This is a genomic window from Streptomyces ambofaciens ATCC 23877 (genome assembly GCF_001267885.1).
Lineage (GTDB): Bacteria > Actinomycetota > Actinomycetes > Streptomycetales > Streptomycetaceae > Streptomyces > Streptomyces ambofaciens.
Window position 1 is genome coordinate 3,498,060 of the sequence record NZ_CP012382.1, and the last position, 12,840, is coordinate 3,510,899.

The following is a 12,840-nucleotide window of genomic DNA, read 5'->3' on the forward strand; positions in this document are numbered from 1 at the left end:
GTGCCTTCAGGTGGCCACTGCGGAGCCGACACGCGCCGAGAACGCCGATCCGGGCTCGGGAGCCGGTCCGCGACCACGCGTACCCGCACCCCGCACGGACGGCGGTCATGAGCCCGACCGTGCCGAGCCGGAAGCGCCCTCCGCGGTGAAGGCCGCCTTCCTGGCCCTGCGTGAGCGCATGCTGCGCCACCCCGTGCTCTCCGTCACCGCCCTCGCCGCCGTACTGCACATCGCCTGGTTCTTCACCTTCGCGAACAGTGGCGGCGACCTCGCGGCGCAGGACGCCTGGGCGGAGTTCGTGGGCCGGCACCCCGGCTCGGCGTACAACCTCGCCTGGTACGGCGGCACCCACCCGGTGTCGTACAGCGTGGTCTCGCCGTACCTGATGTCGGTGCTCGGCGTCCGCACCACGATGATGATCGCCGGGACGCTGTCCGCCGGGCTGCTGACCATGCTCCTGATCCGCAGCCGGGCGGTCCGCAACCCGCTCTGGGTGTCGCTGGCGGGCCTCTTCGGGCTGCTGGCCAACGCGGCGTCGGGGCGGGTGACGTTCGGGCTGGGCATGATGTTCGGTCTCGGCGCGGTCGCCGTGGTGTTCTGCTGGCCGTACCGCTGGCGGTACGAGCGCTGGGCCAAGGGCCTGTGCGCGGCGCCGCTGGCCGCGCTGGCCACGATGTCCTCGCCGGTCGCGGGCCTGTTCGTGGGTCTGGTGGCGGTGGCCCTGTTCCTGCAGAAGCGCCGTCCGGGCGCCTGGGCGCTGGGTCTGGCGCCGTCCGTGGTGGTCGCGCTGTCGACCTGGCTGTTCCCCTTCTCCGGCACCCAGCCGATGGGCTTCGGGTCGGCGGTCCTGCCGGTGGTGTACGCGGGTCTGGTGTACGTGTTCGTGCCGCGCACCTGGACGACCGTGCGGATCACCTCGGCGGTCTACGGGCTGTCCGTGCTGCTGGTCTGGGCGATCAGCTCCCAGATCGGCTCCAACATCACGCGCCTCGCGATGCTCTTCGCCGGGGCGGCGCTGGTGGCCGCGCTGCCGTTCACGGTGGCGCGGACCCGCAAGTGGTACGCCCTCGTCCTCGCGATCACCGGCTTCGTCGGCTGGATCGGCTTCAAGTCGGCCGACGACATCGTCCACACCACACCTGCCGCCTCCTGGGCGCGTGAGCTGGCTCCGCTCGTCAACGAGTTGCAGGAGGTCGGCGCCGAGAAGGGCCGGGTGGAGGTCGTGCCCGCCCGCTCCCACCGGGAGGCCTCGGCCCTCGCGCCGTACGTGAACCTGGCCCGTGGCTGGCTCCGCCAGGCCGACATGGAACGCAACCCGCTCTTCTACGACGACACGCTCAACTCGGCCAACTACCACGAGTGGCTGAAGCGCTGGGCCGTGCACTACGTGGTGCTGCCCAAGGGCGAGCCGGACGGCGACGGCGGCGAGCGCGAGCGGGAGCTGGTGCAGCGGGGCCTGCCGTACCTGAAGCAGATCTGGGGCGACGCCAACTGGCAGCTGTTCCAGGTGACGAACCCGGCGCCGCTGGCGGAGCCCGACGCGTTCGTCCAGCGGGCCGAGCAGGGCGAGTGGACGATCGACGTGCGGCGGCCGGGCCGCATCCTGGTCCGGATGCCGTACTCGCCGTGGCTGAGCCTCGTCGACGCCGAGGGCAGGAAGCTGGAGGCGCCGCAGGAGACGGAGGCCTCCAAGAACGCCCCGGAGGGCACACCGAAGACGTACGACAACGTCAACGGCTGTCTGATGGAGACGGAGGAGACCGCCGAGGGCGACAAGTGGACGACGCTGATCGCCCCCGAGGCGGGCACGTACCGGCTGGCCGCGCCCTACGACGTGCCGCGCGGGACCCCCTGCCCGGACGAGCTGAAGTAGGGCGCCGCCTGTTCATGTAGGTGAACTCAGGTCAGCAAGCCGAACCTTTTTACCTGCTCTTGACCTTCCCCTTCCTTGTCGTGCCCGCGTCGACGCAACCACGATGAGCGGGCACTTCGCGCTCTGCCTCGCCCCTACCCCGCTCGTGCGAAGTGCCAGCCAGCTGAGCGGAGTTCACAAGGCGGACCCCGGAAGGGGGCACATGAACGGTCTCGACTGGTCCGTGCTCATCGGCTACTTCGCCGTCATGGTGGCGATCGGCGTGTGGTCGCACAAACGCGTGGACAACGTCAGCGACTTCTTCACGGCCGGCGGCAAGATGCCCTGGTGGCTGTCCGGCATCTCGCACCACATGTCGGGCTACAGCGCGGTGATGTTCACCGGGTACGCGGGCATCGCCTACACCTACGGCGTCACGTCCTTCGTCACCTGGTCCTTCCCCATCGCGCTCGGCATCGCCATCGGCTCGAAGCTGTTCGCGCCGCGCATCAACCGGCTGCGCTCACGGCTGCACGTGGCCTCTCCCCTGGAGTACCTGAAGAACCGGTACAACCTGCCCACCCAGCAGGCGCTGGCCTGGTCCGGCATGCTGCTGAAGATCGTGGACGTGGCCGCGAAGTGGGCGGCGATCGCCACCCTGCTCTCGGTCTTCACCGGCATCAGCCTCAACCAGGGCATCCTGATCACCGGCGTCATCACGGGCATCTACTGCACGATCGGCGGCCTGTGGGCGGACGCGCTGACCGAGCTGGGCCAGTTCATCATCCAGCTGCTGGCCGGCATCGCGATGTTCGTGGCCGTCGTCGCGAAACTCGGCGACTACGGCGGCTTCTTCGGCGTCTGGGACGAGCCCGCCCTCCAGGGACACGGCGAACCGCTGGTCGGCCCGTACGGCACGGTGTTCCTGCTCGCCTTCCTCTTCATCAAGCTCTTCGAGTACAACGGCGGCATGCTCAACCAGGCGCAGCGCTACATGGCCACGCCCAACGCCCGTGAGGCCGAGCGGTCGGCGCGGTTGTCGGCGGTGCTGTGGCTGGTCTGGCCGCTGGTGCTGTTCTTCCCGATGTGGATGTCGCCGCTGCTGGTGGAGTCGCAGAAGCCGGACGGCTCCGACTCCTACGCGCTGATGACCGAGCAACTGCTGCCGCACGGCCTGCTGGGCCTGGTCATCGTCGGCTTCTTCTCACACACCATGGCCATGTGCTCCTCGGACGCCAACGCCATCGCGGCCGTCTTCACCCGGGACGTGGCGCCGGTGCTGTCGAAGCGGGCGCGGACGTGGGGCGAACGGACCGGGCTGCTGGCGGCGCGGCTGGCGACGGTCGTGTTCCTCGGGCTGTCCATGGCGGTGGCGACCCAGGTCGACTCGCCGACCTTCAAGGACATCATCACCGTCGTGATCAAGTGGGTGGCCGGACTGATGGGCCCGATCGCGATCCCGATGATGCTCGGTCTGCTGCGGCCCTTCCGCCGGTCGGGCCCGACGGCCGCGCTCACCAGCTGGTCGATGGGTCTGCTCGCCTTCTGGCTGGTCAACTACCCGATCCACTGGAGCGTGGACGGCGGGGTGCCGCTGGAGTACCAGGTGTCGATCCCGCTGGCGGTGTCGCTGGTCCTCTACGTCCTGGTCGGCTTCCTCAAGCCGGAGGACACTCCCGAGCGCCTGGCGATCATCGAGCGGGTCAACACGGACGGCGACGACGACCTGTCCGGCGCGGCCGCGGCGATCCCCGCGCCGGCCGGCGGGGTGGGCGACGCGAAGCCGGGCAGCAGGGTGACCGACTGACCGGTGCCTGACGCTCTCCGACCGGCACCCGCGGGGGTTCCGGTCGGAGGGCTCAGCGCACTTCCTGGATGCGGATCTGGTTGCCGGCCGGGTCGCGGAAGGCGCAGTCGCGGATGCCGTACGGCTGCTCGGTCGGCTCCTGCACGATCTCGGCGTTCCCGGCGCGCAGCTTCTCGAAGGTGCCGTCGAGGTCCTTCGTGGCCAGCAGGAGCCACCCGTAGGTGCCCTTGGCCATCATCTCGGCGACGGTGCGGCGCTCGGCCTCGGTGATGCCGGGGTCGGCGGCGGGCGGTGACAGCAGCAGGGAGACGTCCGGCTGGTCCGCCGGGCCCACGGTGATCCAGCGCATCGCACCCTGCCCCACGTCCTGGCGGACCTCGAACCCGAGGACGTCGCGGTAGAACACCAGCGACGCGTCCGGGTCGTCGTGCGGGAGGACGGTGGTGTGAATGCTGATACCCATACGGCCACGCTAGCGAGTCCCTCCCCCCGCGGGCCACGCCGGCGAGTGCGTCGCCCTCGGCGTTCACGTGCGAGCAGGGCCTGCCAGAAGCAACCGTGCCCGGTGGCCGACCTCTTCTGCAGAGCACCTGGCACGACTGGCCAGCCGCTACGGGAATCAACGACTATGGTGAGTCCCCCCAAAGAGGCGGGAGACTCACCACAATCTTGACGCTACTTCCTTCTGCTTCTAACGATGAAGAACGAGATGACCACTATTCCCAGGATCAGCATGATGATCGTGGCCGGCCAGTTGTCGGTTATCGCAGCCGCCTGCGGGTTCATTGAACCTCTGACCAGCCCACCCCGTCCCGGCTGCGGATAGGATGAGAGAGGTCCAGCCGGAGCGTCTGTCACTTCTTTTCACGCTTGAGGCGCCAGTAGAGCAGGGCGAATGCCACCACCATGACTACCACTCCGAGGATGACGGTGGCTGCCGCGTTGCCCTCGAACCCGATCCCCACTACCGCTAGGTCCATTCACTTTCACCTCTCAGAGCCATCCGCCCGTTATTCCTGCACCGCCGAAGTAACCCAATGCGGTGTATCCGAGGTCAATCCCCAGGCCTGTTTTTCCTCCTATACCAGCCAGTTTCGTCGCGGCTCCGACGCCACCCGTCCCTAGTCCCAGGATTCCGACCGCTGCCGTTTCCCCCGCAGAATTGCCTGATGCGATGGACCCCGCAACACTCAAGCCGGTGCCCACTGCGGCCGCTCCGATTGCCACGGGCGCCGATACCGGGGCCAGGGCGACAAGTCCGACTACGGTCCCCGCCAGGCCGAGTCCTTCGCCCAGTGAGAGCAGTCCGCTGGGGTCGATCCGGTTGACGGGGTCGCCTGCGGCGTAGGCGTAGAGGTTGCTCTCCTTGCCCGAGGGGTCGGGCTGGGTGAAGCGGCCGAGTTGCGGGTCGTAGTAGCGGGCGCCCATCTTGTACAGGCCGGACGGGTCGAGGTAGGTGCCGGTGTAGCGGTAGGGCTGGTTGGTGCCGCTGGTGGTGCGGGCCTCACCGTAGGGGCCGTAGCTGTAGGTCGCGGTGCGCTTGCCGGTGGCGTCGACCAGGCCGATGACGCTGCCCTGGACGTCGGTGAGGTAGTACTGGCTCGCCCCGCCCGCTGTCATGGCTGTCAGGGTGCCCGAGGGCTCGCGGACGAAACCGGTGCTGTTCTCCCTCGTCATGCCGATCGCGGCGTTGGTGAACGTCGAACTGCCGCGCGTGAGACGGTCGTTGTGGTCGAGGCCCGCGTAGGTGTAGGTCGACGCGGTACCGGAGGCCGTCAGCGCGGAGAGCTGGGTGTACGGGGTCCACTGGCCGCCCGTGCGGGTGCCGGTGGGCGAGGCGGCGGAGGTCTCGTTGCCGTCGCCGTCGTAGGTGAAGTTCGTGTTGCCGCCGAGCGAGGTGAGTTCGTTGGCGTTGTTGTACTCGCGGACGGACTGGGCGTCGGCGCATGCGGGGAGGCTGGTGCCGGTGGAGCGGCCCGTCATGTTGCCGGACTTGTCGTAGCAGTAGGCCCAGCCGGCCGTGGTGGACCCGGACTTGGTCTCCACGGCCTTGGTGAGGCGGCCCTTGGAGTCGTAGGTGTACGCGAGGGCGGCGCCGTCGGTGGTCCGCTTCTGGATCTTGTCGCTGTCCTTGCCGGACTTGTTGTAGTCGTAGGTGATCGTGGACAGGACGGTGGTGCCGTTCTTGACCTCGATCTTCTGGGCGCGGCTGGACTTGTCGTAGTCCGTCTTCTGCACCGTGCCGCCGGGGTAGGTGGTGGTGGTGCGGTCGCCGTTCTTGTCGTAGTCGTACGTGGTCTCGGCGCCGCCCGGCTGGGTCAGGGTGGTGAGCTGGTTGGCGTCGTTGTAGTCGTAGGTGAGGGTGCCGCCGGCGTCGGTGGCGGTCTTCACGTTGCCCGCGGCGTCGTAGGTCACCGTGGTCGTGCCGCCGGCGGGCAGGGTGCGGACGCGTTCGCGGTTCTGCTCGTCGTAGGTGTAGCTGCTGGTACCGGCCGGAGAGGTGCGGGTCCTGATGTTGCCGTCGGCGTCGTAGACGAACGTCGTGAGCTTGCCGCCGCTGGTCTGCGTCTTGAGCCGGTCGCGCTTGTCGTAGGTGTAGACCGTCTCCACGCCGCGGCCGTCGGTGACGGTGTCGGTGCGGCCCAGGGCGTCGTAGGTGTAGGTGACGTCCTCCTGTGCGGACGGCCGGTCGACCTTGGTCAGGTTGCCGTCGGAGTCGTAGGTGAACGACGTCTTGTTGCCCTCGGGGTCGGTGGCCGAGCAGCGCTGGCCGGGCAGGCCGTCGCACTTCATCGTGCCGGACTTCGGGTTGTGGTCGTAGGTCCACTTGGCGCCGTCGGAGCCGGTCGTGGTGTCGGTCTGCGACAGCATGTTGCCCGAGGTGTCGTAGCCGTTGGTGACCTTGTTCCCGCTCGCGGAGGTCAGGGTCTCGGGGTAGTGGCCGCCGGCCTTCTGGGTCCAGGCCATCGTGGACTGGGCGCCGGTGGGCTGGGTGGCGGTCTTGGGGTTGAAAGAGTCGTCGTAGTCGAACTTCACGGTGTTGCCCGGAGTCGATCCCACGCCCATGCCGTCGACCGCACTGGTGACGTTGTTGTCCGGCCCCCACGTCTTGGAGCGCTCACGGCCGAGCGGATCTTTGGTCTTCTTCACCCGCCAGCGGGCGTCGACCGTCTTCTCGGTGTGCTTGCCCAGCGGGTCGGTGATGCGGGCCACGCCCTCGCCCTCGGTGCCGGGCTGCGGAAGGATGTAGCGGAACGCGGTGGTCGCGCCGGTGCCCGTGGCCTTGTCGACGACGCGGGTGATCGAGGCGAGGAGGTTGGTGTTCCAGGTGAACCGCGTCTCCCGGCCTTCCGGAGTGGTCACCTTCGTCATGCGGTGCGAGGTGTCGTAGTCGAAGACCGTGGTCTTGCCGTCGGTGTCGGTGAACGTCTTCAGATCGCTCCCGGACCACGTGTAGGAGACGTGACGACCGGTGTTGTCCGTGACCTTGGTGATCTGCTTGCCATCGTTGTCGAACGTCAGGGTGCGTCCGGAAGCGGCGGTGATCTTCGAGGTGAAGGCGCCCGAGTAGGAGATCGTGGTGGCGTTGCCGTTCTTGTCCTCGACCTTGCTCACGCGGGCGTCGCCGGTGGTGCCGGAGCGGGTGAAGGTGGTCTTCTGCCCGTTCTTGCGCGAGGTGAGGGTGAAGGACTTCTTGTCCGAGGACTGGGTCAGGTCCTGCTTGTAGCCGGGCGCCGGGGTGAACCCGGAGCCGTCCCGCTCGAACACGGCGATGGTGCTGGAGGGGCCCTGCACGTAGACCGACGTCGTGTTCGGTTCGTGGATCAGGTAGTCGCTGCCGGTCGTCGCCTTCCAGCTGGTGTTGAGGCCGTTGTAGGCGTGCCCCAGGGACAGGCCCGGGCCCGCGTCGGCGATGTCGAAGGCGTTCACGGAGACCAGCAGGTTGCCGTTGCCGTAGTTGACCTGCGCGCCGACCGAGTCGGACAGCGGCGCCTCGTGGAACTCCGACCAGGGGACCTGGCCGATGCCCAGTCCCTGGAAGGTGGACTGAAGGATGCCGGGCTCCACCAGCGCGCGGTCCTTGCCCGCGACGCCGATGGGTGTGCTCGCGGGGGCCGTGGTCTTCCCCACCGGGGAGGCCGTCGGCCGGGGCGGGGCCGGTTTACCGGCCGGTGAGGCGGATGCCTGGGCGGGTATCAGCGCGACGAGCAGCGCCGCCCCGGCGGCCGAGGCGACCAGGGCGGTGGCTGCGGAGCGTCTGCCGCGTCTGATCCGCCGGTTTTCGGGCATGCCGAAGTGCATGAGGAACTCTCCTGGGATCGATCGATCAGGCTTCGGGGCCTGGTGAGGTGAGGAGCAGGAGCGGGACCCGGCGGGTGGCGGCCGGTGGGCGGCGGCCACCCGCACTCCGCGTCCCGTCAGCAGCGCTTGGACGTCCGGCTGTGGTAGCTGCCCTGCTCGCTGAGGATGGTCAGCGTTCCGTCGCCCGAGGTGCAGTCGTCGACGGTGTCGGCGCCGTTGCCCCAGAACTCCTGGTTCTGCGTGTCGAATTCGCGGCGCACACCGATCAGCGCGTTGCGGTCGTAGGACCACACACCGACCTGGAGATCAAAGCTGATCTTCTTGTCCAGGAACGACTTCCACACCCAGACGTAGCCGTAGTTCTCGTTGCACTCCGGCGAGTAGAACTGCTTCACCGAGGCGATCTGCTCCGCGCCTCGGTAGATGTACGAGGTGGTGCCGATCTGGTAGGCGTCCGCGCAGACGCCGGCCGCCGAGGCCCTGGCGGAGGAGGGGTTGCCCTCCTCCGTCGGGGCACTCGCGGCGGCGGAGTTCTGAGCGACCCCGGGCACGGGGCGCGGCCCGGTGCCCGCGGACGCCGTCCCCGCTCCGGCCAGCGTCAGAGCGAAAGCCCCCGACGCGGCAGCCGCGCACACAAGCGATCTGAAGTGTTTCCGGGCGCGCGAAGACCGCGCACCGTTGGTGCGTCGTATCAAGACTTCCCCCCACAGGAAGACAGACCTCGCAGACCCCAGTGGTCACGAGGAGCCCACAACGTGTCACAGAAACCACACACGTCGGCCGCCGTGCCCTCGAACACGCGAGCTATACGGGCCAGAATCAGCCCCTCCGCATGGCGCTTTTCGGGCGGTCCGGCACGCCGTCATCTGGCCACTCGCAGCCACAGGTGAGCCGCGCAGCGGCAGAGCGGCAGTGATCCACGACCGGAACTTTTCCCCTCAAGTAGTCCGTGCCGTCGGGACGGTGGACCGCGGGGTCTAGGCGCGCGGGTAGCGTGCCAGCCACCCCGGGGACGAGCCCGCCGGGCCGTGCAGGGCGGGGCCCTGGGTCATCTCCATGGCGAAGTCGTCGGCGAGTTCGAGGAGGGTGGGGCGGCCCTCCAGTTCCGCGAGCCAGGCCGGGGGGAGCGCCGTCTCGCCGTGCAGGGCGCCGAGCAGGCCTCCGGTCAGGGCGCCGGTCGCGGCGGACGGGCCGCCGTGGTTCACGGCCAGCCGCAGTCCGTGGCGGACGTCCTCGCCGACGAGGGCGCAGTACACGGCGGCGGCGACCAGCCCTTCCGCCGTGCCCTCACCGATCAGCCCGGTCACGCGTGCCGGACTGGGCAGGCCCTGCCGTACCGCGCCCAGGGCGTGCTGGAGGGCGTCCGTGACCGGTTCGTGCCCCGGCCGGGGGACGAGCAGCGCGAGGGCCCGTTGCACGGCGGCGTCCAGGCTCTCCCCGCGGGCCAGTCCGTGCACGATCACGGCGTAGGCGCCCGCCGCCAGCGTGCCGGTGGGGTGGCCGTGGGTCTGCGCCGCGCACTCCACGGCGAGCTGGACGACCAGTTGCGGCTCCCAGCCGACCAGCAGTCCGAAGGGCGCCGAGCGGGCGGCGGCCTCGGGTCCGCGCTCGCCGGGGTTCTTGGGCGCCTCCGGGGTGCCCATGGTCTCGTCGCCGAGCCCGAGCAGGAGGGCGCGCGTCGCGTCCCGGCGGGCGTACAGCCACTCCTCGCGGGCCAGCCAGCCGTCTTCCTTGCGCCGCAGGTCGGGCCCCCAGTCGCGCTGGGTGGCCGCCCAGCGCCGGTAGGCCCGGTGCAGGTCCGTCGGCGGGTGCCAGGCGCCGGTGTCCCGTCGTACCTGGGCGCGGATCAGCCCGTCCACGGAGAAGAGGGTGAGCTGTGTGAGGTGGGTGACGGCGCCGCGGCGGCCGTAGGCGGGGGCGAGGTCGGCCAGGCCGTCCGCGCCGTGCGCCTCCTGGATGCCGTCGAGGCCGAGCCCGTCGACGGGTGCGCCGAGCGCGTCGCCGACGGCGGCCCCGAGCAGCGTCCCGCGGACCCGGCTGCGGAAGTCCTGCTGCTCGGCACGCCCCCAGACGGCACCGGCTGTCCCGCTCACCCGGGCCTCCCTCGACCTCTCCAGACGCTGTCCGTACGTACGACGTCCAGCACTGTATTCGAACGGGAGTGGTCGGTCAGGGCTGGAACCGTGTGGAAACGTTCACGCGACGGCGGGGGCCCGGGCTCTCGTCGGGGCACCGCTTGAGCCGCGCAGCGTGAGCACTATGCCTCTTGGTGTCATCCAGGCGCTCATTCGAGCGGAGGGAGGACACTGTGGCGGTGAGTGTTCGCGCTTTCAGGCGGCCACAGGGTCCGCCGAGCCTGCCCGGCAGTCACGGCAGCGGCCCGCTCGCGGTGCGCGGAAGGCACGCTCGCAGCCGTCACACGTCTGGAGAGGGTCCGGAGTGCGCGGGCCTGGAGTCTGCGGGCCTGGAGTGTGCGGGCGTGGCACCGGCAGGAGCGGGGGGAGATCGGCGGTGAGGCGGCGCTCCAGGAAGGCCGCCGGGTGGCGGATCGGTTCCAGGGGCAGGCCGGTCGTCAGAGTCCGCTCCACGGCGGTCGCGGGCACACCGCGCTCCAGCCAGACCGTCACGGACGGGGCGAGGCGGCGAACGTCCCGCTCGGTCAGCAGCAACCGGGAGTCGTGCACGCGCAGGCGGGTGAGCAGATCGACCGCCGGTGACCGGACGGCCTTCGACGCCGCTGCCGGGTCGGCCCCCGTGTCCGGCACGGGAAGGGCGGCGGCGGCAGCGGTACCGGCGGCAGCGGTCGCAGCGGCAGCGGTACCGGCGGCAGCGGCGACAGCGGGCAGGAGGGGGGAACTTGCCCGCCAGTGCCTTGATCCCGACCGGGGCCCCGGCGGGCAGCGACTGGATGTGCACGGCCAGGCCGATCGCCGTCAGGGACAGCTCGGGATGCTGGAGGAGGTGGTTCCCCACCACGGTGAAGTGGTCGTGATGGGGGTGGTTCTCGTGCTCGACACCGCCGGGGCGACGGCCGGACGCGGGGCGCGCGTGCGCGCTAGGGTTCTGCTCAGTCATCGGGAAGGGCTCGTCTTCCTAGGTGATCAGGCCCTCGCAGTGGGATGCCAGTCCCGGCGGGGGCCGAATCATGTCTGGGGTCGTCGCCGCTGACGCTGCACCATGAACGCCGCGCCGCGCCAGCCGAGTTGGTGATATTCACTCCGGAGGGTGACCGACGGGGGCGGCGGGGGTGGGTTGGGTTCTTTCCCCGGTTCTTTGGTCTTTGGCGTCGCGCCCGACCGGGTCACGTCCGCCCGCGACCCGGTGTCATCTCGGCCCAGACCGTCTTGGCGGGGGCGGGTCCGCACTCGACGCCCCAACGGTCCGCGTACGCCGCCACGATGAGCAGTCCCCGTCCGTGTTCCGCGTCGCCGGCGACCGGGGCGCGGGTACGCGGGACCCGGTCGCCCCGGGCGTCCGTGACCTCGACACGGAGGGTGCCACCGGGGGCCAGCCGCAGGGCCAGCCGGAAGTCCCGCCCCGGCACCAGACCGTGCAGCACCGCGTTCGCGGCCAGTTCGGCGACGATCTGGACCGCCTCCCCCGACGGCACGCCCCAGTCGTCGAGTTGGCGCTCGGTGAGCAAGCGCGCGAGACGGGCTCCTCTGCGCGTAGCCGACAACCGGACCGCGAAATGGGGTGGGTTCGGGGCGGCGGGCAGGTCCATTTTCTGCATCACGTCACCCAGCGTGGCCGTCCGTCCCTACCCTGAACAGCAACGACCCCGGTACCGAGCGTGACTGTCCGGGTGCCCGCCGTGGTCGTACGGGTCGTACGTCGGGAGGCGAAGAGGTGGAGGACGAGGAGGCCGCGGCCGTGCTCAGGGCGGTCGGGCGGCAGATCAAGGTATGGCGCGAGGCCGCAGACATGCGGCAGGCCGAGCTGGGCGCCGCCATCGGGTACAGCGAGGAGATGGTCTCGTCGGTCGAGCGTGCACGAAGGATTCCCAAGGCGGATTTCCTCGACAAGGCGGACGAGGTCTTGCGGGCGGGCGGAAAGCTCGCGGCCATGAAGGAGGACGTGGAGAAGGCCCGCTACCCGAAACTGGTTCGGGACCTGGCGAAGCTGGAGGCCGAGTCCGTCGAGATGGGCGCCTACGCCAGCCACCACATCCACGGACTGCTCCAGACGCCGGAGTACGCGGAGGCTCTGTACGCCATGCGTCGACCCGCGTACACGGATGACGAGATCGAGCGTCACGTCGCCGGGCGCATGGCACGGAAGGTCGTCTTCGAGCCCCAGCCCCGGCGGACGATCACCTTCGTGCTGGAAGAGGTGACACTGCGACGGCCCTACGGGGGCAGAATGGTGCTGCGTCGCCAGCTCGAACACCTGCTTGAAATCGGCGCGTTGCGCCACGTGGAGCTGCAAGTGATGCCCACGGAGCGGGAGGAGCACGCGGGTGTGATGGGTTCGTTCCGTCTGCTGAAACTTCAGGACGGCAAGACACTCGGGCATTCGGAAGGACAGTTGTACAGCCGAGTGATCCACGATCCTCGGGAGGTCCAGATCCTCGAAATGCGCTATGGCATGATCCGGGCGCAGGCTCTCACCCCCCGGGAGTCGCTGGCCTTCGTCGAGAAAGTGCTGGGAGAAGAGTCATGACCTCACTGGAGTGGTACAAGAGCAGCTACAGCGGCAATGACGGACCCGACTGCGTCGAGGTCGCCATACCCCCCGCCGACCCCACCGTCCACGTTCGCGACTCCAAGGACACGACCCGGCCCCACCTCTCCTTCACCGACGCCTCCTGGACCGCCTTCCTCCACACCGTCGCGACGGCCGACCGACCGGCGTAGTTCATGATCCGTTAGCGGGGCGC

General features: G+C 69.6%; 11 protein-coding genes. 4 read left to right on the plus strand and 7 right to left on the minus strand.

Annotated elements, in window-relative coordinates:
- Window positions 1–10: 10 nt before the first annotated feature.
- Window positions 11–1,873 carry an MFS transporter gene (locus SAM23877_RS15505; RefSeq protein ID WP_053132727.1) on the plus strand — a complete coding sequence of 621 codons (1,863 nt, stop codon included), beginning with the start codon at window positions 11–13 and terminating at the stop codon, window positions 1,871–1,873.
- Between the two features lie 202 nt (window positions 1,874–2,075).
- Complete coding sequence (locus tag SAM23877_RS15510) at window positions 2,076–3,659, plus strand: sodium:solute symporter family protein (RefSeq protein ID WP_053132730.1); 1,584 nt, start codon at window positions 2,076–2,078, stop codon at window positions 3,657–3,659.
- Window positions 3,660–3,711: 52 nt separating this feature from the next.
- On the opposite strand, the gene SAM23877_RS15515 is transcribed toward SAM23877_RS15510, so the two are convergent.
- From SAM23877_RS15515 to SAM23877_RS15540, 7 genes are all read right to left on the minus strand, one after another.
- Entirely contained in the window at window positions 3,712–4,122 is a 411-nt protein-coding gene (locus tag SAM23877_RS15515; RefSeq protein ID WP_053132733.1) for a VOC family protein, read from the minus strand.
- 391 nt (window positions 4,123–4,513) lie between these two features.
- Window positions 4,514–4,639, minus strand: a complete 126-nt coding sequence (locus SAM23877_RS41775; protein WP_280518070.1) for a hypothetical protein — start codon at window positions 4,637–4,639, stop codon at window positions 4,514–4,516.
- Between the two features lie 13 nt (window positions 4,640–4,652).
- On the minus strand, window positions 4,653–7,961 hold the full coding sequence (locus SAM23877_RS15520) for an RHS repeat-associated core domain-containing protein (RefSeq protein ID WP_053132735.1): 3,309 nt from the start codon (window positions 7,959–7,961) through the stop codon (window positions 4,653–4,655).
- 116 nt (window positions 7,962–8,077) lie between these two features.
- The gene (locus SAM23877_RS15525) at window positions 8,078–8,512 is read right to left on the minus strand and encodes a hypothetical protein (protein WP_244902945.1); all 435 of its coding nucleotides are present in this window, start codon (window positions 8,510–8,512) and stop codon (window positions 8,078–8,080) included.
- Window positions 8,513–8,938: 426 nt separating this feature from the next.
- Window positions 8,939–10,054, minus strand: coding sequence for an ADP-ribosylglycohydrolase family protein (locus SAM23877_RS15530; protein ID WP_053132737.1), 1,116 nt, complete (start codon window positions 10,052–10,054; stop codon window positions 8,939–8,941).
- Window positions 10,055–10,291: 237 nt separating this feature from the next.
- Window positions 10,292–10,726 (minus strand): hypothetical protein, encoded by a 435-nt coding sequence (locus SAM23877_RS40560; protein WP_244902946.1) that lies wholly within the window; start codon window positions 10,724–10,726, stop codon window positions 10,292–10,294.
- A 536-nt stretch (window positions 10,727–11,262) separates the two neighbouring features.
- Window positions 11,263–11,694 carry an ATP-binding protein gene (locus SAM23877_RS15540; RefSeq protein WP_053132741.1) on the minus strand — a complete coding sequence of 144 codons (432 nt, stop codon included), beginning with the start codon at window positions 11,692–11,694 and terminating at the stop codon, window positions 11,263–11,265.
- Between the two features lie 116 nt (window positions 11,695–11,810).
- Here SAM23877_RS15540 and SAM23877_RS15545 point away from each other — a divergent pair, with 116 nt between their 5' ends.
- The gene (locus SAM23877_RS15545) at window positions 11,811–12,623 is read left to right on the plus strand and encodes a helix-turn-helix domain-containing protein (RefSeq protein ID WP_053132743.1); all 813 of its coding nucleotides are present in this window, start codon (window positions 11,811–11,813) and stop codon (window positions 12,621–12,623) included.
- On the plus strand, window positions 12,620–12,817 hold the full coding sequence (locus tag SAM23877_RS15550) for a DUF397 domain-containing protein (protein WP_053132746.1): 198 nt from the start codon (window positions 12,620–12,622) through the stop codon (window positions 12,815–12,817). Before SAM23877_RS15545 ends, SAM23877_RS15550 begins: the two co-directional genes overlap by 4 nt.
- Window positions 12,818–12,840 lie beyond the last annotated feature (23 nt).